Annotated in this window: 17 protein-coding genes and 1 riboswitch; of the genes, 11 read left to right on the top strand and 6 right to left on the bottom strand. The window is 70.9% G+C overall.

All coding sequences use genetic code 11. The features are described from left to right. Positions 1 to 218: 218 nt before the first annotated feature. Entirely contained in the window at positions 219 to 2,456 is a 2,238-nt protein-coding gene (locus tag ACIP4Z_RS09470) for a CATRA conflict system CASPASE/TPR repeat-associated protein (protein ID WP_401306215.1), read from the bottom strand. Between the two features lie 154 nt (positions 2,457 to 2,610). Between ACIP4Z_RS09470 and ACIP4Z_RS09465 the strand changes: the two genes are divergently transcribed. After that, the gene (locus tag ACIP4Z_RS09465) at positions 2,611 to 3,114 is read left to right on the top strand and encodes a hypothetical protein (protein ID WP_401306213.1); all 504 of its coding nucleotides are present in this window, start codon (positions 2,611 to 2,613) and stop codon (positions 3,112 to 3,114) included. 605 nt (positions 3,115 to 3,719) lie between these two features. Here ACIP4Z_RS09465 and ACIP4Z_RS09460 read toward each other — a convergent pair. The 4 genes from ACIP4Z_RS09460 to gcvT form a co-directional block, all read right to left on the bottom strand. After that, a complete protein-coding gene (locus tag ACIP4Z_RS09460) occupies positions 3,720 to 5,105 on the bottom strand; it encodes an L-serine ammonia-lyase (RefSeq protein ID WP_355348034.1) in 1,386 nt (461 codons plus the stop codon). A gap of 224 nt (positions 5,106 to 5,329) precedes the next feature. Further along, the gene (glyA, locus tag ACIP4Z_RS09455; protein WP_355348037.1) at positions 5,330 to 6,583 is read right to left on the bottom strand and encodes a serine hydroxymethyltransferase; all 1,254 of its coding nucleotides are present in this window, start codon (positions 6,581 to 6,583) and stop codon (positions 5,330 to 5,332) included. Positions 6,584 to 6,765: 182 nt separating this feature from the next. Then, on the bottom strand, positions 6,766 to 7,146 hold the full coding sequence (gene gcvH / locus ACIP4Z_RS09450; protein WP_355348040.1) for a glycine cleavage system protein GcvH: 381 nt from the start codon (positions 7,144 to 7,146) through the stop codon (positions 6,766 to 6,768). A 120-nt stretch (positions 7,147 to 7,266) separates the two neighbouring features. Continuing rightward, positions 7,267 to 8,397: a glycine cleavage system aminomethyltransferase GcvT gene (gene gcvT / locus ACIP4Z_RS09445; protein ID WP_355348043.1), complete on the bottom strand. Its 1,131-nt coding sequence runs from the start codon at positions 8,395 to 8,397 to the stop codon at positions 7,267 to 7,269. Positions 8,398 to 8,577: 180 nt separating this feature from the next. After that, positions 8,578 to 8,675: riboswitch (glycine riboswitch) on the bottom strand. A gap of 94 nt (positions 8,676 to 8,769) precedes the next feature. On the opposite strand from gcvT, the gene ACIP4Z_RS09440 reads away from it, so the two are divergent. Continuing rightward, positions 8,770 to 9,543 (top strand): enhanced serine sensitivity protein SseB, encoded by a 774-nt coding sequence (locus tag ACIP4Z_RS09440; protein WP_355348046.1) that lies wholly within the window; start codon positions 8,770 to 8,772, stop codon positions 9,541 to 9,543. A gap of 204 nt (positions 9,544 to 9,747) precedes the next feature. Then, on the top strand, positions 9,748 to 10,461 hold the full coding sequence (locus tag ACIP4Z_RS09435; RefSeq protein ID WP_401306573.1) for an enhanced serine sensitivity protein SseB C-terminal domain-containing protein: 714 nt from the start codon (positions 9,748 to 9,750) through the stop codon (positions 10,459 to 10,461). Between the two features lie 38 nt (positions 10,462 to 10,499). Here ACIP4Z_RS09435 and ACIP4Z_RS09430 read toward each other — a convergent pair whose 3' ends face one another. Next, the gene (locus ACIP4Z_RS09430; protein WP_355348049.1) at positions 10,500 to 12,020 is read right to left on the bottom strand and encodes a DUF885 family protein; all 1,521 of its coding nucleotides are present in this window, start codon (positions 12,018 to 12,020) and stop codon (positions 10,500 to 10,502) included. Positions 12,021 to 12,329: 309 nt separating this feature from the next. Between ACIP4Z_RS09430 and ACIP4Z_RS09425 the strand changes: the two genes are divergently transcribed. From ACIP4Z_RS09425 to ACIP4Z_RS09390, 8 genes are all read left to right on the top strand, one after another. Next, positions 12,330 to 13,328 carry an ABC transporter permease gene (locus tag ACIP4Z_RS09425; RefSeq protein WP_188283044.1) on the top strand — a complete coding sequence of 333 codons (999 nt, stop codon included), beginning with the start codon at positions 12,330 to 12,332 and terminating at the stop codon, positions 13,326 to 13,328. Positions 13,329 to 13,431: 103 nt separating this feature from the next. Next, positions 13,432 to 15,207, top strand: coding sequence for an ABC transporter substrate-binding protein (locus ACIP4Z_RS09420; protein WP_355348053.1), 1,776 nt, complete (start codon positions 13,432 to 13,434; stop codon positions 15,205 to 15,207). A gap of 95 nt (positions 15,208 to 15,302) precedes the next feature. After that, a complete protein-coding gene (locus tag ACIP4Z_RS09415; RefSeq protein WP_355348056.1) occupies positions 15,303 to 16,313 on the top strand; it encodes an ABC transporter permease in 1,011 nt (336 codons plus the stop codon). 98 nt (positions 16,314 to 16,411) lie between these two features. Continuing rightward, positions 16,412 to 17,458 (top strand): oligopeptide/dipeptide ABC transporter ATP-binding protein, encoded by a 1,047-nt coding sequence (locus ACIP4Z_RS09410; RefSeq protein WP_391161733.1) that lies wholly within the window; start codon positions 16,412 to 16,414, stop codon positions 17,456 to 17,458. A gap of 191 nt (positions 17,459 to 17,649) precedes the next feature. Next, positions 17,650 to 18,681 (top strand): dipeptide ABC transporter ATP-binding protein, encoded by a 1,032-nt coding sequence (locus tag ACIP4Z_RS09405; protein ID WP_391044839.1) that lies wholly within the window; start codon positions 17,650 to 17,652, stop codon positions 18,679 to 18,681. Between the two features lie 125 nt (positions 18,682 to 18,806). Beyond that, positions 18,807 to 19,466, top strand: a complete 660-nt coding sequence (locus tag ACIP4Z_RS09400; RefSeq protein ID WP_355348059.1) for a trimeric intracellular cation channel family protein — start codon at positions 18,807 to 18,809, stop codon at positions 19,464 to 19,466. Positions 19,467 to 19,688: 222 nt separating this feature from the next. Next, positions 19,689 to 20,552, top strand: coding sequence for a thioesterase family protein (locus ACIP4Z_RS09395; protein ID WP_401306207.1), 864 nt, complete (start codon positions 19,689 to 19,691; stop codon positions 20,550 to 20,552). A 448-nt stretch (positions 20,553 to 21,000) separates the two neighbouring features. After that, on the top strand, positions 21,001 to 22,167 hold the full coding sequence (locus ACIP4Z_RS09390) for a cysteine desulfurase family protein (protein ID WP_401306205.1): 1,167 nt from the start codon (positions 21,001 to 21,003) through the stop codon (positions 22,165 to 22,167). Positions 22,168 to 22,205: the final 38 nt, after the last annotated feature.

The following is a 22,205-nucleotide window of genomic DNA, read 5'->3' as shown; positions in this document are numbered from 1 at the left end:
CTCGTACCCGGATCGTGACGCATACGACCCGTGCGGATTCGTACCGCGCCTCCAGACTTGTCCAGTGTCTTCCAGAGCGGCCGGGAGTGCTGAGGATCCGCGTGTTCCGGTGGGGTCCGACACCGGCGGCGCGCTGTTCGCCGGGCCGGCCCGGGAGGACGACAGCCATGCAGACTCACTGAGGACACACACCGGAAGACCCCGGCACGACCGTCGGTTCAGGACTCCTGGGGCCGGCCGTCCGCCTCCGCGCACCGCAGCACGTGGGCGGCGGCCGTGCCCCACGTCACTCTTTCAGCCATCGCCTCGCGCAGGCGGGCGGCCCGGGCGAAGGCGCTCGGCCGGTCGAACATCACCGAGTTGATGGCCCGTTCCCACGCGGCGGCGTCCGCCGCCAGCCGCTTCTCATAACCGTCCACGTCAACGACGACCTGCTCCGCCTCCGCGGGCAGGATCTCGCGAAGCAGCATGCCCAGCCCGCTGCGGCCGCTCACAAGAACCGGCACCCCGGCCACGATCGCCTCGAGCGCCACCAGACCGAACGCCTCGGCTCGGGACGGCATCAGCACCAGACTGGCCCGCCGCACATCCCTGCGGATCTTCTCCTGGTCTTCTGTGTAGGTCCGTACCTTGACGTCGATGGCCGGATGGCCGATCAAGTCCTTCGCGTACTCGCTCAGGCTGCGGGAGGTGTCCTCGGGCGCGCCGCGGACCAGCAGTTCCCAGTGTCCGGGCCCGGACCTCGGCGGTACCGCTTTCTCCAGTGCCCGGCAGGCGATGTCCAGCCCCTTCAACTGCGCATCCTTCAGGCGCCCCATGAACAGGATCTGCGTCCGACCGGAGCGCGGTCCGTCCACCGGGTCGGGCTCGCCGTCGAATCCGGGGTCGATGCGCTGTATCGGGGGCAGGTCCCGGTATCCCGGCAGACCTCGCTCCCGTTCCAGCAGTTCCTCGAGGCGCGGTCCCACCGGCATGATGCGGGCGGCACCTCGGCACAGGTCGAACTCCAACTCCGTGAGGGCCTCGGCGCGGGCACCCACGTCGTCACCCTCGTCTTCCTTGGACCATTCCGCCTGGTCCGGCTCGACATGGAGGAAGTGCAGCCGCCGCGCCCCCCTGAAATGGTCCTCCGCCTGTGCCTGCGCCGCAGGTCCGCTGACCCTGCCGTGCCCGATGACGAGGTCCGGCACGACTCCCTCCGGCAATTCGGCGCGACGCATCAGCGACTGCCGCCCGGTACGGCCCGGCCGGGCCGCGGCGAGCAGACGCACCCCGTGCTCCTCCGCGTCGGCCTGTTCCTTGGCGGTGAAATTCTCCACCAGCACGTGGACTTCGGCGCCCGCCGCCGTCAGCGCCAGGCACAGCCCTCGGTTGAACGCCGTCAGGCCGCCGTGCGCGGGAAACCACTCGTCGGTCACCGCGAGCACTCGCACGGGGCAGCCGTCCGGCCGCGTCGGCGCCGTCGCCGCGACCGGCGCCAACTCCGCCGACGGTTCCGATTCGTCGTTGTCCGGCGGCGGTTGCCGTGCGCCCTGACGCTCGGCGGTTGCCGTTACGGGCAGGCTGTCGGTCGTCTCCACGCGCGTGATGCCGTCCTCAAGAAGTTGGACGAACCAGTCGACGACCTCGCGGTCGTCGTCCAGCACGTCGGTGTCGGTCACATCGCCGCCGTGTGCCTCGCGGCTCCGACGCAGGGCCAGTCGCGCGTTGGTCCACGTGACGTCCACGGTGTGCCGGAGGGCGCGCAGTGCCCGCGCCGGATCGCCGAGCGGCAGTTCGCCGATCCCGCCGCCGTAGGGGAGCCGTACCAAGGCCCGCAGACCCGTGTCGCCGCCGTCGATGGCGGAGAGCCTTTTGTGGACCCGCAGTTGATGCCGGACAGCGGCCATATGCATCAGGTAGCTGACGAACGGCGGCATCTCGGCACTGCTGTCGGCCGACCACGCCCAGGCACCGAGGAAGGCGTCCTGCTCCGGATGCCCGAGCAGGAGGAGCCGGCGCAGGTACCGGTCGTCGTCCTCGCGTTCCGGTTCCAGCAGGTCCAGCCCGCCGACCGCCCCGCCCGGCTGCTTGCCGACCAGCAGCACCACGGCGCCCAGGCAGCTGGCGTCGAGCGGGCCGAGCACGTCGGCGGCCCGCTGCTCCAACTCCGGCCACGCACGGTCCTCGCGCGCCCCGAGCAGCAGCGACAGATTCAGTACGGCACCGTGACGTCGCACGATCGCCTGGTCGAGGCCCCCGGGCGACTGGACGGCAGCCACCGTCACCGAGCCGTGCAGCGCCGCGTCCGGCAGCACCTCCGGGATCTCGGTGGGTGCCGTCGCCCACACCGGCTGGTTCGCGCCCTGGAGGGCACGGAAGCGCTGCCACATCACGCGGACTGCGGTCGGCCAGACGTCGGCATGCGGCGCGTCGAGCGGGACGAAGACGTGGACCACGACTTCCTGTTCCGTCACGGCGAGTTCGTGCACTCGGTCGTTCGCCCCCGGGCTGCGTGCCGTACTCACTACGGTAAGTCCCCGCATTCTACTGACGGTTCGGCCGTGTCGAGGATCTCTCGGGCTACGTGCTCAACTGCTGTCGACCGTATCGGTGTTCAACACCACAAGCGTGGCGGCCGACGCCGGTCCGAACAAGGACACCGACCCGGCCGGACTGAACCTGGTCAAGACCACCGCCTACGACGCTCAGGGCCTCGTCATCAAGGCCACCCTGCCCAAGTCCACGGGCACCGACGCGGGGCCACCCTCACGACCTACTGGTCCGCCACCGGCTCCGGCGTGGACCACCCAGGACGCCACCGGCATACCCACCCGCGACGTCCAGAGCATCGGCGGCGACCTCGCCGTCGCCACAGCGGCCAGCGACCCGAACAGTACGATCCTGCAACTGACCAGGCACGTTGCCTGGGGGACCGGTGTGGCGGGGGGTTTCTTCGGCATGATCGAATCCACGATTCCGTGGCCCGCTGTCAAGGCTATCGCCTACGCGCTCCGTTGGGGGCTGTGGGCAGTCACGGCCAAGGCGTCCCACGCGGCAGTGCGAGCACGCTGTGTCACCTTCGTCACAGATCTCCCCACCGGATTCTGGCGAATCAACGAACGGAAGTGCTGATCGATGCCTAGACCTGTCCGGATCACTATCCCGGCGCTTATCGCCCTACTGCTCGCGGCCGTAATGATCGAAGCGATAAGCCACTCTTCGTGGCCCATTGTGGCCCTCATGGGCGTCGGTATAGGCTTTATGGCCATCGATATCGTAAGAGCGCTGCGGGACAACCGTCACGAGTAGGAACTCGCGACGAGCGCTGTCGCGTCAAGCAGCCGCACAACTCGTCCCCCCTTGGGGAACACAGCCCGCTAGGTCCTCCCTTCAGGGAGGGCCTAGCAAACCCCATTCCCGAGGGCAGCGCCAACGCCTGCGAAAGATCTTCCGTGCGGCACCCTTGGGCGTGCGGATTTCCGCAGGGTCGGTGACATTCCTTGTCGTGATGCGCTCGGCCAGTGGCGACCTCCTGGGTCGCTCGTCTACTGCCCTGTTCTTTGGTGCTCGGGTTTCGCACCGTGAAGCACTGCCTCAACGGCCGAGCCCGTGCGTGCCTACGCGGAGTCAGGGACTCTCCACTCTGTCGGAGGGACTTCCCGGGGACTTTCGCTGTGCAAACCGGGAAGGCTCCGACAGCGCCGAAAGACGGGAAACCCCAGCTCAGGCGCTAAAGCTCAGCACTCGATCACGTTCACGGCGAGCCCGCCCCGGGCGGTTTCCTTGTATTTGACCTTCATGTCGGCGCCGGTCTCCTTCATGGTCTTGATGACCTTGTCGAGGGAGACGTGGTGGCGGCCGTCGCCGCGCATGGCCATGCGGGCGGCGGTGACGGCCTTGACGGCGGCCATGCCGTTGCGCTCGATGCAGGGGATCTGGACGAGGCCGCCGACCGGGTCGCAGGTGAGGCCGAGGTTGTGCTCCATGCCGATCTCGGCGGCGTTCTCGACCTGTTCCGTGGAGCCGCCGAGGATCTCGGCGAGGCCGCCGGCCGCCATCGAGCAGGCCGAGCCGACCTCGCCCTGGCAGCCGACCTCGGCGCCGGAGATGGAGGCGTTCTCCTTGAAGAGCATGCCGATCGCGCCCGCCGCCAGCAGGTAGCGCACGACGGCGTCCTCTTGGTCGACGGCGCCGGCGGTCGGCGCCGCGACGAAGTTCAGGTAGTAGTGCAGGACGGCCGGGATGATGCCCGCGGCGCCGTTGGTGGGGGCGGTCACGACCCGGCCGCCCGCCGCGTTCTCCTCGTTGACGGCCATCGCGTAGAGGGTGACCCACTCCATCGCGTGCGCGGCCGGATCGCCCTCGGCGCGCAGCTGGCGCGCCGACTGCGCCGCGCGGCGGCGGACCTTCAGGCCGCCCGGGAGGATGCCCTCACGGGACATCCCGCGCCGCACGCAGGACTCCATCACCCGCCAGATGTCGAGCAGCCCGGCGCGGATCTCCTCCTCCGTACGCCACGCCTTCTCGTTCTCCATCATCAGCGCCGAGATCGACAGCCCCGTCTCGCGCGAGAGCCGCAGCAGCTCGTCCCCGGTGCGGAAGGGGTGCCGCAGCACCGTGTCGTCCAGCTTGATCCGGTCCTCGCCGACCGCGTCCTCGTCCACGACGAAGCCGCCGCCCACCGAGTAGTACGTCTTCTCCAGCAGCGGGGCGCCGTCCGCGTCGTACGCGAACAGCGTCATCCCGTTGGCGTGGTACGGCAGCGACCTGCGCCGGTGCAGCACGATCTGCGTCTGCGGGTCGAAGGCGATCTCGTGCGCCCCGAGCAGGCTCAGCCTGCCCGCCGCGCGCACCGCCGCGACCTCGTCGTCCGCCGTCTCCACGTCCACCGTCCGCGGCGAGTGGCCCGCGAGCCCCAGCAGCACCGCCTTCGGCGTCCCGTGCCCGTGGCCCGTCGCCCCCAGCGACCCGAAGAGCTCCGCCCGGACCGACACGGTGTGCGCCAGCAGTCCCTCGTTCTTCAGCCGGTGCACGAAGATGCCCGCGGCACGCATCGGGCCCACGGTGTGCGAGCTGCTGGGGCCGATGCCCACGGAGAAGAGGTCGAATACGGATATTGCCATGAGGACTCCAGATCTCGAAGGGGCACGGCCCCTTCACGGTTCCTCCGCGGAGGAGGGTTCCCCAGGGGCGCGGGGAACTGCGCGACCAGCCCCCACCGGCGGGCGGTCCGGCGACAACCGGACTGCCCGCCGGGGCGGGTGGTGACCTGCGGGAGCGCTCCGGCTGAGCACGCGGTTCCTCCGTCGGCCTGCGGCCGGGAGGTGCCCCCCTCGCCCCTACGGGGCTACGCGTAGAGCGGGTGCTTGCGGGTCAGGGCGGCGACCCTGTCCCGGAGAGCCGCGGCGTCGTAACTCGGCTTGAGGGCCGCCGCGATGATCTCCGCCACCTCCCGGAAGTCCTCCGCGTCGAAGCCCCGCGTGGCCAGCGCGGGCGTGCCGATGCGCAGCCCCGAGGTGACCATGGGCGGCCGGGGGTCGTTGGGGATCGCGTTGCGGTTGACGGTGATGCCGACCGAGTGGAGGCGGTCCTCGGCCTGCTGGCCGTCGAGCGCGGAGTCGCGGAGGTCGACCAGCACCAGGTGGACGTCGGTGCCGCCGGACAGGACGGAGACGCCGACCTCGGTGAGGTCGTCCCGTACCAGCCGCTCGGCGAGGATCTTGGCGCCCTGGAGCGTACGCGCCTGCCGGTCCTTGAACTCGTCGGTGGCGGCGGCCTTGAAGGCGACCGCCTTTCCGGCGATCACGTGCTCCAGCGGGCCGCCCTGCTGACCGGGGAAGACCGCCGAGTTGATCTTCTTGGCCAGCTCGGCCTTGGAGAGGATCACACCGCCGCGCGGGCCGCCGAGCGTCTTGTGGGTCGTGGTGGTGACCACGTCCGCGTACGGCACGGGGGAGGGGTGCAGACCGGCCGCGACCAGGCCCGCGAAGTGCGCCATGTCGACCATCAGGTACGCGCCGACCTCGTCCGCGATCCGGCGGAACTCGGCGAAGTCGAGCTGGCGCGGATACGCCGACCAGCCCGCGATGACGAGCTGCGGCCGGTGCTCCCTGGCCAGCTTCTCGACCTCGGCCATGTCGACCAGACCGGTGTGCTCGTCGACGTGGTAGGCCGCGACCTTGTACAGCTTGCCGGAGAAGTTGATCTTCATACCGTGGGTCAGGTGGCCGCCGTGCGCCAGGTCGAGGCCCAGGATGGTGTCGCCCGGCTTGATCAGGGCGGTCATCGCGGCGGCGTTCGCGGACGCGCCGGAGTGCGGCTGCACGTTCGCGGCCTCGGCGCCGAACAGCGCCTTGACGCGGTCGATCGCGAGCTGCTCGATCACGTCGACGTGCTCGCAGCCGCCGTAGTAGCGGCGGCCCGGGTAGCCCTCGGCGTACTTGTTGGTCAGCACGGAGCCCTGGGCCTCGAGGACCGCGACCGGCGCGAAGTTCTCCGACGCGATCATTTCGAGGGTGGACTGCTGGCGGTGGAGTTCGGCGTCGACCGCGGCGGCGACGTCCGGGTCGAACTCGTGCAGGGACTGGTTCTGCAGCGACATGAGATCTTCCTGGTCAGAAGGTCGATGAATACCGGGGGCCGGCGAACGGCCGGTGACGGCGGGCCCGGCGGCAAGCGAGCCCGCGATGACGGCGGGCCCGGCGGGAAGCGAGCCCGCGATGACAGCCGGGGGCCGGCCCGCCGTGACGGCCGGGGGACCGGCCCGTGACGGAGGCCGGAAGGTCAGCCCGCGATGAAGGCGTCGTACTCGGCGGCGGACAGCAGCTCGTCGGTCGCCTGCGGCTCGCGCACCTTGAACAACCAGCCGTCCGCGAAGGGCGAGGAGTTGATCAGGGCCGGGTCGTCCACGACGTCCTGGTTGATCTCCGTGACCTCGCCGGTGACCGGCGAGTACAGGTCGCTGACGGACTTGGTGGACTCCAGCTCACCACAGGTCTCACCCGCCGTGACGGCGTCGCCCACCGCGGGAAGCTGCACGAACACGACGTCGCCGAGCGCGTCGGCGGCGTGCGAGGTGATCCCGACGGTGACGCCCTCGGCCTCGGGGGCCGACAGCCACTCGTGTTCCTTGGTGTACCGAAGATTCTGGGGGTTGATGCTCATGACGGAATTCTCCCGGATGCGAAGGGGTGCCCGCGCGCGGGGACGGCGCGGTCGGTCGGCTCGACGGACAGGTCCGGTACCGGCCGGACAGGCCCGGTACCAGGTGGCGGTACGAGCGTGTCAGCGCTCACGCTTGTAGAACGGCAGCGCCACGACCCGGTGCGGCTCACGGGTGCCGCGGATGTCGACCGCGACCCCTTCCGTACCGGGCGCGGCATGCGCGGCGTCCACGTACGCCATCGCGATGGGCACGCCCAGCGTCGGGGACGGCGCGCCCGAGGTGACCTCGCCGACCACGGCGCCCGAGGCGTCGGTCACCGCGTACCCCGCGCGCGGCACCCGGCGGCCCTCGGCGATCAGCCCGACCAGCTTGCGCGGCGGGGTGGCCGCCGCCTTCTCCGCCGCGGCCTCCAGCGCCGCCCGGCCCACGAAGTCGCCCGCCTTGTCGAACTTCACGACCCGGCCGAGCCCCGCGTCGAACGGCGTCAGCGCGGTGGTCAGCTCGTGCCCGTACAGCGGCATGCCCGCCTCCAGGCGCAGCGTGTCCCGGCAGGACAGGCCGCACGGTACGAGCCCGGCCGCGGCCCCGGCCTCGGTGAGCGCCTGCCACAGCCGCTCGGCGTCGGCGGGCGCGACGAACAGCTCGAAGCCGTCCTCGCCGGTGTAACCGGTACGGGCGATCAGGGCGGGCACCCCGGCGACCGTGCCGGGCAGGCCCGCGTAGTACTTCAGCCCGTCCAGGTCCGCGTCCGTGACCGACTTCAGGATGCCGGGGGACTCCGGACCCTGGACGGCGAGCAGCGCGTACGCGTCCCGGTCGTCGCGTACGGCGGCGCCCGCGAAACCGGCCGCGCGCTCGGTGACGGCGTCCAGCACCACCTGGGCGTTGGAGGCGTTGGCGACGATCATGAACTCCTGCTCGGCGAGCCGGTACACGATCAGGTCGTCCAGGATGCCGCCGTCGGGTGCGCAGATCATCGTGTAGCGGGCCCTGCCGACCGCGAGCGCCGACAGGTGGCCGACCAGCGCGTGGTCGAGGGCCTCGCCCGCCTGCGGTCCCGTGACGGTGATCTCGCCCATGTGGGAGAGGTCGAAGAGTCCGGCGCGGGTGCGGACGGCGGTGTGCTCGTCGCGCTCGCTGCCGTACCGCAGCGGCATGTCCCAGCCCGCGAAGTCGGTCATGGTCGCGCCGAGCGCGCGGTGCGACGCGTCGAGGGCGGTGTGGCGCGGGGAGGTCGGTGGCTGGCTCATCGGAGGGCTCCCAGAGGGGTGACGGCACGGGACGGACAGGGCGGGCCGGGGCATGCTCGCCCCGGGTCTCCCCATCTGTCATCGGAACCTGAGAGGTTCACCGTGACCCTCGCGGGTCCCGGTTTGCACCTTGGGTGGGGCCGCTCCCCGTCAAGGGAGCCGCCCGCTTTTCAGATCTGCCTCGCCCGCGCGGTATCTGTGCCTGAGAGATTCAAGGGAGGGCTTGCTCCTTCGGCGCCCGGCCCGGTGAGGGGACGGAACTCTCCCGCGCGGCCTCCAACGGCCGGTATGCAAGTTGTGCCGCCAATCATTGCACGCCAGCCGCTAGGGTTTCCGGGCAGGACAGTGGCACATGGGCGGACAAGGGTGGACATGGAGATTCCGGCACCGTACACGGCACCGTACATATGGCCGGCCAACGAGCTGGAAGAGGTGCTCACCGCGAGCCTCGGCAACCCCTCGGCCGCCCCCCGGCTGCTGGAGGTGCTGGGGCGCTCCCATGTCTGGGTGCCGCTGCCGAACGGCGGGGCGCCGGACGCGCCGGGGCTCGACCTGCCCACCGTCGAACTGGAGGGCGCGACCTATGTGCCGGTCTTCAGCTCCGAGCAGCAGTTCCGGCAGGCCGCCGACGGCATGGCCTGCACCGTCGCGCCCGTCCACGAATTCGCCCGCGGCCTGCCGCCGCTGGTCGGCATCGCCCTGAACCCCGGCGGCGCCGTCGGAGTGCCGCTGCCGCCCGCCGCCGTCGCCGAGCTGTGCCGCGGCGGCGCCGCCGAACGGTACGAGCAGGACGGCACGCCCGGCCGTACGGTCGGCGCTCGCGTACGGCTGTGGGAACCGGACCACGACGACGAGCCGGTGGACTTCCTCGCCACCGCCGCGGGGGAGTTCGCCGTCACCCCGGTCGTGCTGTCCGCCCGCCGCGCGCTGGCCGCCGTGGAGGAGGAGCCGCCCGCGCTCTTCGTCGGGGTCGAGCTGGACCGCTGGCAGGACGTGGACCGCGCCGCGGCCATGGACGCCATCGGCCGCGCCCTCGGCGCCGCGCCGCTGCCCTGGCCCGTCCACCTGATTCTGCTGGACGTCGCACAGGACCCGGTCGCGGACTGGATGCTGGAGACCGTACGGCCGTTCTTCACGCGGGACTGAACCGGACCGAACCGGACTCATCGGGACCGAACGGGACCGACCGGCGGGAGGCCGTACGGCATGGGTGGGGATCCAGGACGTGACCTGGTTTGATGGCGGGCGGCGCACAGGTGTGCGCCGGGCAGACCGAACGAGGGGAAGGGGCGGTCCCACGTGATCGCGGGCGCGCAAGGCGGTGCGGCGGCGGCCGGCCATGTGGAGCAGATGCTGCTCCAGGTGGCGCCCGGTCGCTTCGACGCATACGAGAACCTGCTCGCGTCGCTGGCCGAGGGCCAGGTGTGGATGCTGCTCTGGCACGGCGCGCCCGGTTCGGCCGATGCCCAGTACGGCAACCTCCGGATCGGCGGTCACGGCTATGCGCCGTGCGTCACCTCGCCGCGTGAGCTGGCCGCCAGCGGCTGGACCCGGGAGTACGAGGTCGTCTCGGGGCGCGACATCGCCCTGACCCTCTTCCCCGACCGCTGGGGCCTCTGGCTCAACCCGCACGCGCCGGGCGGCGGGGTCGGGGTGCCCTGGCTCGACCTGCGCCGGATCGCCGCCGGGCTCGACCTGCTGCCCGCCGGGCCGCTCCAGATCGGCGAACCCTCGCTACAGATTCCGCAGTTCTACGCTCTGCTCGCGCAGGCCGCGCACCGCACGCCCGCCGTGCGCGCCCTCCGGCGCGCCTGGGTCCAGCCCACCCTCGGCGAGCCCTATCTCGCCATCGGCGTCGAGGTCTACGACGACTCTCCGCAGTCCGTCGAGTCCGTCCGCCTCATGATGCAGCAGTCCGTCGCCGGTGTCCCCGACGGTCTGCCCGTCTCCACCGTCGCCATGGCCGACGCCTACGATCCCGTCGCCATGTGGATGCGCGCCAACGGGCAGCCCTTCTTCGACCGCGAAGCCTTCGCCGGCGGCCCGGCCTGGGGCCCCCGCTAGGGCCTGTCCGGCGGATCCCGAACGGCGATGAGCGACCCTCAAGCGCCGGAATCGTCCAGGGCGGCGGACATCAGGCCGAGCGGCGGACTGCCCAGGGCGAGCAGGGCGGCGTGGAATTCGGGCAAGGTGAAGGAAGCCTTCCGCTTGGCCCGCTCGCGCAGCCGCATGATCTCCAGCTTGCCCCAGGTGTACCGCCCGTAGGCCGCGTCGAAGGTGCCGCGCCGCGCCTCGGCGGAGGCCCCGGCCCGGGCGAGATGGGCGTCGCGCATGAAGAGCCGGGTCGCGTCCTCAAGGGACAGCGCCCCGGTGTGCAGCCCGATGGAACACGTCAGCCGCGTCACGCGGACCAGCGCTTCGAGCGCGACCCCGATGGCGAAGCGCGGGTCCCGCGCCCGGAACCCCTCTTCGAGGCAGACCTCCTCGACGTAGTGCGCCCACCCCTCGGCGAAGGAGAGGCTGTGCAGGACCCGCCGCACCGGCGTCGCGGCCCGCCGCAGCGAGCGGCTGTGCGCGAAGTGCCCGGGAGCGACCTCGTGGACGGTGATCGACGGCAGGCTGGTGCGGCTGAAGACGGTCAGCCACTCCTCGCGCTCCTCGGCCGGCCAGTCCGGCTCCGGCGGAGTGACGTGGTACCAGGACGCGGCATCGGCCTCGGCGGGCGCGGCCCAGCTCATCATGGCCATGGCCCAGCGCCGGGAGGGCGGCGCGGGCCCGACGAGACAGTCCCCGTCCACGTACGGCGCGAGCTTGTGCGCGCGGGTGAAGGCGATCACCTCGTCGGTGAGCCTGGCCGCCTCGGGGATGACGCCGTCGGCGTCGGGGTGGTCGGCCATCAGCTCGGGGAGCAGCTCGTCCACCCGCCGGTGCCGGTCGTACGCGCGGCAGGAGTCGACCAGCAGCTCGGTGAGCCGGGCCCGCTCCCGGTCGGCCTCGACGGCGAGCGCCGACAGGTCGACGCTCAGGCCCTCCTGACTGCCCATCAGCGCGGCCAGCGCGTTGCCGCCGAGCCGGGGGTCGGGGTCGCCGTGCTCGGCGGCCCGCTCGATGTGCGCGACCAGCCGCCCGTGCGCGGCCAGCGCGGCGGCGGTGTCGGGGCTGTCCTCGGCGTCGAGCCCGGCGGCGAGTCCGCGTACGGCGCCCAGCAGCGCGTCCGCGACCGGCGCGCTCACCCGGTCGAGTGACGCCACCGCCGCGTCCACGGCCTCCGGCCAGCGCGCCAGATGCTTGCGGCGGGCCTTGGCGCGCTCCCGCCCGGAGGCGTACTCCCGGTCGTAGCAGGCGAGTTCGAGATTGGACAGATGCGGGTACGGGTCGCGCCTGTGCAGCTCCAGCTCCCCGTACTGCACGCGCAGCGCCTCCTCGAAGACCGTCAGGTGCCGGTCGTCGTGGGCGGACTCCAGCGGTCCCGCGGCGCGCTGGGCGCGGGCCATCGCGTCGAGGCCGCGACGGACGCCGTCCGGCGACAGGTCCTGGACGCGGCCGTCGTACTCGTGACGCCCCGCCATTTCCCGTACCACCGGCACCATCAGGTCGCATACCGCACGCAGCCGCTCGTTCACCACACGACCGTACCCCGAGGTACGCGTCGGTAACGGTCGATGAATCACCACATCACAGTTGCGCATCCCTTCGTGGTGAGGGCTGGCGGGTGATCGACACATCGCAGAAGAATCCAGCGGCAAGGGCCTCAGGTCCCCCGTTGTCATCTGCACCACCTGCACCGCCTCGTACCAACAGCACTTTCTGCAGAGCCAGTTCATGCATCACGCAATTCATGAGACTCGCACCAGCAGCACGACTGATGAGTAAAGCCGCTACAGCGGCGGGCGCGCGCCGGTTACCCGCCGGCGAGAGGGGTCAGTCACACCATGACCGCACCGATTGAGACCACCCATGGGCAGGCCGAGGCACAGCCGGAAGCCATCCTCAGCGGGGTCGAGCGGAGCCAGATCGAGGGCCGGTCCCTCGGTCAGATCGCCTGGATGCGCTTCAAGCGCGACAAGGTGGCGGTGGCCGGCGGTGTCGTCGTCATCCTGCTGGTGCTGCTCGCGATCCTGGCCAAGCCGATCGAGCACGTCTTCGGCCTCGACCCGACCGCCTTCCACCAGGACCTCGTGGACCCCGTCCGCGTCGCCCCCAAGGGCCCCTTCGGCGGCATGAGCTGGGCCCACCCGCTCGGCATCGACCCGCAGTTCGGCCGTGACCTGCTGGCCCGGATCATCGAGGGCTCATGGGTCTCGATGCTGGTGGCGACCGGCGCGACGATCCTGTCCAACATCATCGGCACCGTCCTCGGCGTCATCGCCGGGTACTACGGCGGCTGGGTCGACAGCCTGATCAGCCGTCTGATGGACACCTTCCTCGCCTTCCCGCTGCTGCTCTTCGCGATCTCGATCTCCGCCTCCCTCCAGGACGGCGCCTTCGGGATGAACGGGCTGCCGCTGCGGATCAGCGTGCTGATCTTCGTGATCGGCTTCTTCAACTGGCCCTACATGGGACGCATCGTGCGCGGCCAGACGCTGAGCCTGCGCGAACGCGAGTTCGTCGAAGCCGCCCGCAGCATGGGCGCCCGCGGCCCCTTCATCCTCTTCAAGGAACTGCTGCCCAACCTGGTCGCGCCGATCCTCGTCTACTCGACGCTGCTGATCCCGACCAACATCCTCTTCGAGGCCGCCCTGAGCTTCCTCGGCGTCGGCATCGCACCGCCCCAGGCCTCGTGGGGCGGCATGCTCAACGACGCCGTCGACCTCTTCTACGCCGACCCGCAGTACATGGTCGTCCCCGGCCTCGCGATCTTCATCACCGTCCTGGCCTTCAACCTGCTGGGCGACGGACTGCGCGACGCCCTCGACCCGCGCAGCAAGTGAACGGCCGCAGCACGCCACGCCGCACCGCCCGTACCGGGTACCAGCCCGCCCGTACCACCGCTGAAACCACGTATATCCATTCGATTTGGAGGCTTTCCTCGGCATGAACAGCAGAAAAGCGACAGCCGCGCTGGCGCTTGCCATGGCTCTGGCCCTGGGAGCATCCGCGTGCAGCAGTGACTCGAAGGACGACAAGGGCGGCAAGAACCCGAGCGGCGGCAGCAGCAAGTCCGCCTCCGGCTCCGACGCCGCGCTCACCTCCATCGTCAACAAGTCCGACAAGAAGGGGGGGACGGTCGTGATGGAGAACTCCGACGTGCCGGACTCCCTGGACATGGGCAACACGTACTACGGCTGGGTGCAGAACTTCTCCCGCCTCTACGCGCGTACCCTGCTCACCTTCAAGCCCGCCGCGGGCAAGGACGGCCTCACCGTCGTCCCCGACCTCGCCACCGGACTCGGCAAGGCCAGCCCGGACGCCAAGACCTGGACGTACACCATCCGGTCCGGCCTGAAGTACGAAGACGGCACGCCGATCACCACCAAGGACATCAAGTACGCGATCGAGCGCAGCAACTTCGCGCCCGAGGCGCTGTCCAACGGCCCGACGTACTTCAAGGCGTACCTCGCGGGCGGCGACAAGTACCAGGGTCCGTACAAGGACAAGAACCCCAACGGGCTCGCGTCCATCGAGACCCCGAACGACACCACGATCGTCTTCCACCTGGCGAAGCCCTTCGCGGACTTCGACTACCTGGCGACGTTCTCGCAGACGGCCCCCGTGCCGCAGGCGAAGGACGACGGCGCCGGGTACGTGAAGCACATCGTGTCGTCCGGCCCGTACAAGTTCTCCTCGTACACCGAGGGCGCGGGCGCCACGCTGGTCCGTAACCCGCAGTGGAGCCAGGCCACCGACCCGGTGCGCAACCCGCTGCCGGACAAGTACACGATCAAGTTCAAGGTCGACGCGGTCACCATCGACAACAACCTGCTGGCGGGCAACACCACGGTGGACTCCGGCGGTACCGGTGTCACCCCGCAGACCCAGGGCAAGGTGCTCGGCCCCAAGTACAAGGGCAGCACCGACGACTCGTACGCCGGCGCCACCGCGTACATGGCGATCAACTCCAAGGTCGCGCCGTTCGACAACATCGAGTGCCGCAAGGCCGTCGAGTACGCGATCGACAAGGTCTCGGTGCAGACCGCGATCGGCGGCAGCGTGAAGGGCGACATCGCCACCACGCTGCTCCCGCCGACCGTCAACGGCTACGCGAAGTTCGACCAGTACCCGACCGAGGGCAACAAGGGCGATGTGGCCAAGGCCAAGCAGGCCCTGAGCGCCTGCGGCAAGCCGGGCGGCTTCACCACCAACCTGACCGCCCGCTCGGACCGTCCGGCCGAGATGGCGCAGGCCACCGCGGTGCAGAACTCGCTCAAGCAGGTCGGCATCACCGCCAACATCAAGAGCTACCCGGCGGGCAAGTACTTCGCCAACTTCGCCGGTGTCCCGAGCTACGTGCACGAGCACCAGCTCGGCCTGATGATGATGGCGTGGGGCGCCGACTGGCCGACCGGCTACGGCTTCCTCGACCAGATCGTGGACGGCAGCGCCATCAAGCCCTCCGGCGGCAACAACCTGATGGAGCTGAACGACCCGGCCATCAACAAGGCGCTGTCGGACGCGATCGCCAACACCGACGCGGCCGCCCGTGAGAAGGCCTGGGGCGACATCGACAAGATGGTGCTCGACACCGCCACCGTCGTGCCGCTGATCTACCGCAAGAACCTGCTGTACCGCCCGGAGAGCGCCACGAACGTGACGATCACTCAGGCGTACCTGGGCATGTACGACTACCTGCTGCTCAGCTCCTCCAAGTAAGCGAGAGCACCGAACACCGGAAGGCAGGTGAAGGCATCGGCGTCCGCCGGGACCGGGGTTGACCCCCGGCCCGGCGGACCCGGCGCCGAACCGCTGTGACTGCGTACATCATTCGACGCGTGATCGCCGCGATAATCCTGGTGCTTGTCGTCAGCGCGGTCACTTTCGCGATCTTCTTCCTGGTCCCCAAGATCGGCGGCCAGAGCACGACCCAACTGGCCACCCAGTACGTGGGCAAGGACGCCAACCCCGAGTCGATCGCGGCGGTCAAGAAGAACCTCGGGCTGGACCTGCCGCTCTACCAGCAGTACTGGCACTTCATCAAGGCCATCGTCATGGGCGCGAACTACAAGTTCGGCCCGGACGCGGCGGTCTGCCACCGCCCCTGCTTCGGCTACTCCTTCAAGTCGCACGTCGAGGTGTGGCCGCAGATCAAGACCCGTATCCCGGTGACCTTCTCGCTGGCGATCGGCGCGGCCGTGATCTGGGTGGTCTCCGGTGTCGTCATCGGCGTCATCTCCGCGCTCAAGCGCGGCACGGTCTTCGACCGGATCTCCATGGGCGTGGCCCTGGCCGGTGTCTCACTGCCGATCTTCTTCACCGGCATGGTGCTGCTCGGCCTGTTCTCCTACAAGTGGACGATCTGGGACAACGTCGAATACGTCGGGTTCACCACCGATCCCGCCCAATGGGCGTGGAATCTGATCCTGCCGTGGATCGCGCTGGCCTTCCTCTACTCCGCGCTGTACGCCCGCCTCACCAGAGCCGGGATGCTGGAGACGATGGGCGAGGACTACATCCGTACCGCGCGGGCCAAGGGCCTGCCGGAGCGGACGGTCGTCGGCAAGCACGCGCTGCGCGCGGCCCTGACCCCGATCGTCACCATCTTCGGCATGGACTTCGGCCTGCTGATCGGCGGCGCGATCATCACCGAACGCGTCTTCTCCTTCCAGGGAGTCGGCGCCTACGCCGTGCAGGGCGTCAAGGACAACGACCTGCCGATCGTGCTCGGCGTGACGATGGTCGCGGCCACCTTCATCGTCTTCTGCAACCTTGTGGTGGACCTGCTGTACGCCGCCATCGACCCCCGCGTGAGGTACTCGTGAGCACCACGGACGGCAGTGCCCCCGACAGCGGCACGTCCGAAGCGTCCGAGGGCGGCGCCGTCGGGTTCGACAAGGCGGCGTCCGTCGTCGGGGAGCCGGTGGCGGACCCCGGCCCGGCCCCCGCGGGGGACGCGTATCTGTCGGTACGTGACCTGCGGATCCACTTCGACACCGACGACGGCCTGGTGAAGTCGGTCGACGGCCTCAGCTTCGACCTACAGCGCGGCCGTACGCTCGGCATCGTCGGCGAGTCCGGCTCGGGCAAGTCCGTGACGTCGCTGGGCATCATGGGCCTGCACCGCACCTCGCGGGCCCGGATATCCGGCGAGGTCTGGCTGGACGGCGAGGAGTTGGTCGCCGCCGACCCGGACCACGTACGGCGGCTGCGCGGGCGCAAGATGGCGATGATCTTCCAGGACCCGCTCTCCGCGATGCACCCCTATTACACGGTCGGCGCGCAGATCGTCGAGGCGTACCGGGTGCACCAGAAGGTGTCGCGGAAGGTCGCGGCCGAGCGGGCCGTGGAGATGCTGGACCGGGTCGGCATCCCGGAGCCCAGGAAGCGCTTCTCGGACTACCCGCACCAGTTCTCCGGCGGTATGCGGCAGCGCGCGATGATCGCCATGTCGCTGGTCAACAACCCCGAGTTGCTGATCGCCGACGAGCCGACGACCGCGCTCGACGTGACCGTGCAGGCGCAGATCCTGGACCTGATCCGGGACCTGCAAAAGGAGTTCGGCTCCGCGGTCATCATGATCACCCACGACCTCGGAGTGGTCGCCGAGGTCGCCGACGACCTGCTGGTGATGTACGCGGGCCGGGCCGTGGAGCGCGGCACCGCCGAGACGCTGTTCACCGCGCCCCGACACCCGTACACCTGGGGCCTGTTGGGCTCCATGCCGCGTCTCGACCGGGAGCGCCTGGAGCGGCTCAACCCGGTCAAGGGCACCCCGCCCAGCCTGATCAACGTGCCGTCCGGCTGCGCCTTCCACCCGCGCTGCCCGTACGCGGCGCTGACCGGCGGCGCCGCGGAGACGGACGTGCCGGAACTGCGCGAGGTGGGCCCCGGCCACATGGCCGCCTGCCACCTCGGCGAGGCCGACCGCCTCCGGATCTGGACCGAAGAGATCGAACCGAAGCTGTGAAGGGTCAGGAAGAACCCGTGGCCGAGAACCCCTCGCCGGACGAGCCGCCGCAGGACGCGTCCTCGTCGGACGGCACACAGTCGGACGGCACGCCCCCGGACAACGCCGCTGCGGACGACGCGCCCTCGGACAACGCCGCGCCGGACGGCGGCACGTCGTCGGGCAGGCCCTCGCTCGACAAGAGCGTCCCGCTGCCGCGGCAGCGCGGCGGCGAGCCGCTGCTCAAGGTGACCGGTCTGGTCAAGCACTTCCCGATCACCAAGGGCCTGCTGCGCCGCCAGGTCGGCGCCGTACAGGCCGTGGACGGCATCGACTTCGAGGTCGCGGCGGGCGAAACGCTCGGCGTGGTCGGCGAGTCGGGCTGCGGCAAGTCCACGATGGGACGGCTGATCACGCGGCTGCTCGAACCGACCGGCGGCACGATCGAGTTCCAGGGCCGGGACATCACGCACCTGAGCACCGGGGCGATGCGCCCGATGCGGCGTGACGTCCAGATGATCTTCCAGGACCCCTTCTCCTCGTTGAACCCGCGGCACACCATCGGCACGATCGTCGGCGCCCCGTACAAGCTCCAGAAGGTCGCGACCGAGCACGGTGTGAAGCGCGAAGTGCAGAATCTGCTGGAGCTGGTCGGGCTCAGCCCCGAGCACTACAACCGCTACCCGCACGAGTTCTCCGGCGGTCAGCGGCAGCGGATCGGCATCGCGCGGGCGCTCGCCCTCAAGCCGAAGCTGGTCGTCGCCGACGAGCCGGTCTCGGCGCTGGACGTGTCCATCCAGGCCCAGGTGGTGAACCTGCTGGACGACCTCCAGTCGGAGCTGGGCCTGACGTATGTGATCATCGCCCACGACCTGTCGGTGATCCGCCATGTCTCGGACCGGATCGCGGTGATGTACCTCGGCAAGGTGGTGGAGATCGCGGACCGGGAGGCGCTGTACAGCGCGCCCTTCCACCCGTACACCACCGCCCTGATGTCGGCGGTGCCGGTGCCCGACCCGCGGCGGCGCACGCAGCGCAAGCGCATCCTGCTCACCGGTGACGTGCCGTCGCCGATCTCGCCGCCGAGCGGCTGCCGCTTCCACACCCGGTGCTGGAAGGCGACGGAGGTGTGCAAGACGCAGGAGCCGCCGCTGGCGCCGCTGGCGACCGGCCACCAAGTGGCGTGCCACCACCCGGAGAACCAGCCGGACAACCAGCAGGACAGCGCGGCTGTCACGCCGTAGGCAGTCGTGACGGGGCGGGCCGTGCGGTCGCTGCTTTCTGGCCGTACGGCCGGCGCCGCCGGTCCGGCGCCGGTTCGTACGGTGGGCCTCGCGGTTCGTACGGCGGGCCGTAGTACAACATCGGCATGGCCACGGATCTGTTCACGCCCACCGTCCAGCACACGCTCGACGTCGTCGGGATCTTCGTCTTCGCGATCTCCGGCGCGCTGGCGGCGGTCCGCAGGAACTACGACGTGTTCGGCATGGCGGTGCTCGCCGAGGTCACGGCGCTCGGCGGCGGGGTCTTCCGCGATCTGGTCATCGGCGCGGTGCCGCCCGCCGCCTTCACCGACGTCGGCTACTTCTCGACGCCGCTGGTCGCCACCGCGCTGGTCTTCTTCCTGCACCCCGAGGTCGAGCGGATCACCGCCACGATGAACGTCTTCGACGCGGCCGGGCTCGGGCTGTTCTGCGTGAGCGGCACGATCAAGGCGCACACGTACGGGCTCGGGCTCACCCCGTCCGTCGCGCTCGGCCTCGCCACGGCGGCGGGCGGCGGCGTCCTGCGCGACCTGCTGGCGAACGAGGTGCCGTCGCTGCTGCGCTGGGACCGCGATCTGTACGCCGTCCCGGCCCTGGTCGGCGCGAGTACGGTCGCGCTGCTGATCCACTTCGACGTGCTGGGCGGTGTGACCGCGGGGCTCGCGGCGCTGGTCGCCTTCGTCCTGCGGCTGCTGGCGCTGCGGTTCCACTGGCGGGCGCCGCGGGCGTGGCACCGCAGGAGCGCGGCGGCGGAGGGGGAGTAGCGGACTCCGTCCGGGCCGGGCCGTGCGTATGCCGGTCGTACGGACGCGGGCCGCGCGTACGCGGGCCGCGCGTACGCGGGCCGCGCGTACGCGGGCCGCGCGTACGCGGGCTGTGCGTGTGCCGGGCCGTGCGTATGAACGGCGGGGTCGCGCGGCCGGTCGCCGCGGCGGGAACCCGCCAGCGGTGGACGCGGAGTCTCTACCGCTGGGTAACATCGGGGCATGGCACATGCGACAGCCCGCGCGACCCTCGGCGACAGCGAATTCGACCGCGACACGACGGTGACGGCCCGGCCGGGCGAGCCCGGCACGTACGACATCGACCTGTCACCGGGCTGGACCATCGCCGCGGCCGTCAACGGCGGGTATCTGCTCGCCGTCGTCGCCCGCGCCCTGCGCGACGCGCTGCCGCACGACGACCCCTTCACCATCACCGCCCATTACCTGACCGCCTCAGGCCCCGGCCCCGCCGTGATCAGGACCGAGACGGTACGGGCGGGCCGGACCCTCTCCAGCGGGCAGGCGTCGCTCTACCAGACCGACGAGCAGGGCCGCGAGGTCGAGCGGATGCGGGTCATCGCCGCTTACGGCGACCTGGGCGCGCTGCCCGACGACGTACGCACCACCGCGCCCGAGCCGTCGATGCCGGAGTACGCGGACTGCGTCGGCCCCGAGGACGCCCCCGAGGGCGGCGCGCCGCTGCCCGGCTCCAGCGCCCTCCTCGACCGCATCGCGCTCCGGCTCGATCCGGCCACCGCGGGCTGGGCCGTCGGCGTGCCCTCGGGGCGCGGTGACATGCGCGGCTGGTTCGGCCTGGCCGACGGCCGCGACCACGACGTCCTCTCGCTCCTCCTGGCCGTGGACGCCCTGCCCCCCACCGCCTTCGACATCGGCCTCAAGGGCTGGGTCCCCACCCTCGAACTCACCGTCCACCTCCGCGCCCGCCCGGCCCCCGGCCCCCTCCGCATCGCCCTCACCACCCGCAATCTCGCCGGCGGCCTCCTCGAAGAGGACGCCGAAGTCTGGGACACCGCCAACCGCCTCGTGGCCCAGTCCCGCCAACTCGCCCGCGCCCCCCGCCCCTGACCCCCTCCCGCCGCGGTCGGCCACCACGCCGGTGCCATTGGCCATACGGTGAGGCGCCGGGTCCCACCCGGAGAGGGGGCATGGAGCGGTGAGGACACACCTGTTTCCCACGTTCGCGAAGGTCTTCGCGTTCTGCGCGGCTGGAGGATTGACGGCTTTCGCGATGCGGCGTTCGGGGGTGGCCGACGCCACATTGGCGGGTGCCATCTGGTACGGATTCCTCATGTGCGGAGTGGTTTCCGAGGTATTCCGCCATCGGCGCGACAAGGCGGCCGGTGGGCGCCCGCACCGCGAAAGACGGTAGCCATGAGCATCCGCCATCCATCGCTCCGGCCAATCGGTTGCCTCGCGCCGGGGGCGTTGGTCGCCGGGGTGAGGCGCCTTGTGGGGTGGGCGGACGCGGGTGGGGGTCGGAAGGTTGCTCCGGCGAACGTAGAATCGGGGCACCATGGCCTACTTCGACCACGCCGCCACCACGCCCATGCTCCCGGAGGCGGTCCAGGCGATGACCGCCCACCTCACGGTGACCGGGAACGCGTCCGCACTGCATGCCGCCGGGCGGCAGGCCCGGCGGACCGTCGAGGAGTCACGGGAAGCGCTCGCCGCGGCACTTGGCGCGCGCCCCAGCGAGATCGTCTTCACCGGCGGCGGCACCGAGTCGGACAACCTGGCGGTGAAGGGCCTGTTCTGGGCGCGCAGGGACGCCGACCCGCGCAGGGTCCGCGTACTGGCCAGCCCGGTCGAGCACCACGCGGTGCTGGACGCCGTCCACTGGCTCGCGGAGCACGAGGGCGCCGTCGTCGAGTGGCTGGACGTCGACGGCTACGGCCGGGTCCACCCCGAGACACTGCGCGCCGCGATCGAGCGTGACCCCGACGACGTGGCCGTGATCACCGTGATGTGGGCGAACAACGAGGTCGGTACGGTGCTGCCGGTCGCCGAACTGGCCGAGGTGGCACGGGAGTTCGGCGTTCCGATGCACTCCGACGCCGTGCAGGCGTTCGGCCAGGCCGAGGTGGACTTCACCGCGAGCGGCCTCGACGCGATGACGGTGACCGGCCACAAGATCGGCGGCCCGTACGGCGTCGGCGCGCTCGTGCTGCGGCGCGAGGACACCCCCGTACCGCTGCTGCACGGCGGCGGCCAGGAGCGCAGCCGCTCCGGCACCCTCGACGTACCGGCCATCGCCGCCTTCGCGACCGCAGGCACCCTCGCCGCCGAGCGCCGCACCGCCTTCACCCGCGGCATCGGCGCCCTGCGCGACACCCTCGTCCGCGACGTGCTCGCCACCGTGCCCGACGCCATCCTCAACGGCGACCCCGACCCCGCGGGCCGCCTCCCCGGCAACGCCCACTTCACCTTCCCCGGCTGCGAGGGCGACGCCCTGCTGCTCCTCCTCGACGCCCAGGGCATCGCCTGCTCCACCGGCTCCGCCTGCACCGCGGGCGTCGCCCAGCCCAGCCACGTCCTGCTCGCCATGCACCAGCCCCCCACCCACGCCCGCGCCACCCTGCGCTTCTCCCTGGGCCACACCACCACCCCCGCCGAGATCGCCACCCTCACCGCCGCCATCGGCCCGGCCGTCGAACGCGCCAGGGCCGCGGGCCAGACCTGAGGGCCGGGCCGGGAGGCCGTTACTCTGGGGGAGTGAAT

It is taken from the genome of Streptomyces sp. NPDC088910, assembly GCF_044749865.1.
In the GTDB taxonomy this organism is placed as follows: domain Bacteria; phylum Actinomycetota; class Actinomycetes; order Streptomycetales; family Streptomycetaceae; genus Actinacidiphila.
This window is presented reverse-complemented; position numbering and strand designations above follow the sequence as displayed.

What these genes read in the sequence shown, in the direction of transcription:
- ACIP4Z_RS09460 (WP_355348034.1), bottom strand. Translation starts at nt 5,105, where the DNA reads ATGGCAATATCCGTATTCGACCTCTTCTCCGTGGGCATCGGCCCCAGC.
- glyA (WP_355348037.1), bottom strand. Translation starts at nt 6,583, where the DNA reads ATGTCGCTGCAGAACCAGTCCCTGCACGAGTTCGACCCGGACGTCGCC.
- gcvH (WP_355348040.1), bottom strand. Translation starts at nt 7,146, where the DNA reads ATGAGCATCAACCCCCAGAATCTTCGGTACACCAAGGAACACGAGTGG.
- gcvT (WP_355348043.1), bottom strand. Translation starts at nt 8,397, where the DNA reads ATGAGCCAGCCACCGACCTCCCCGCGCCACACCGCCCTCGACGCGTCG.
- ACIP4Z_RS09440 (WP_355348046.1), top strand. Translation starts at nt 8,770, where the DNA reads ATGGAGATTCCGGCACCGTACACGGCACCGTACATATGGCCGGCCAAC.
- ACIP4Z_RS09435 (WP_401306573.1), top strand. Translation starts at nt 9,748, where the DNA reads ATGCTGCTCCAGGTGGCGCCCGGTCGCTTCGACGCATACGAGAACCTG.
- ACIP4Z_RS09425 (WP_188283044.1), top strand. Translation starts at nt 12,330, where the DNA reads ATGACCGCACCGATTGAGACCACCCATGGGCAGGCCGAGGCACAGCCG.
- ACIP4Z_RS09420 (WP_355348053.1), top strand. Translation starts at nt 13,432, where the DNA reads ATGAACAGCAGAAAAGCGACAGCCGCGCTGGCGCTTGCCATGGCTCTG.
- ACIP4Z_RS09400 (WP_355348059.1), top strand. Translation starts at nt 18,807, where the DNA reads ATGGCCACGGATCTGTTCACGCCCACCGTCCAGCACACGCTCGACGTC.
- ACIP4Z_RS09395 (WP_401306207.1), top strand. Translation starts at nt 19,689, where the DNA reads ATGGCACATGCGACAGCCCGCGCGACCCTCGGCGACAGCGAATTCGAC.
- ACIP4Z_RS09390 (WP_401306205.1), top strand. Translation starts at nt 21,001, where the DNA reads ATGGCCTACTTCGACCACGCCGCCACCACGCCCATGCTCCCGGAGGCG.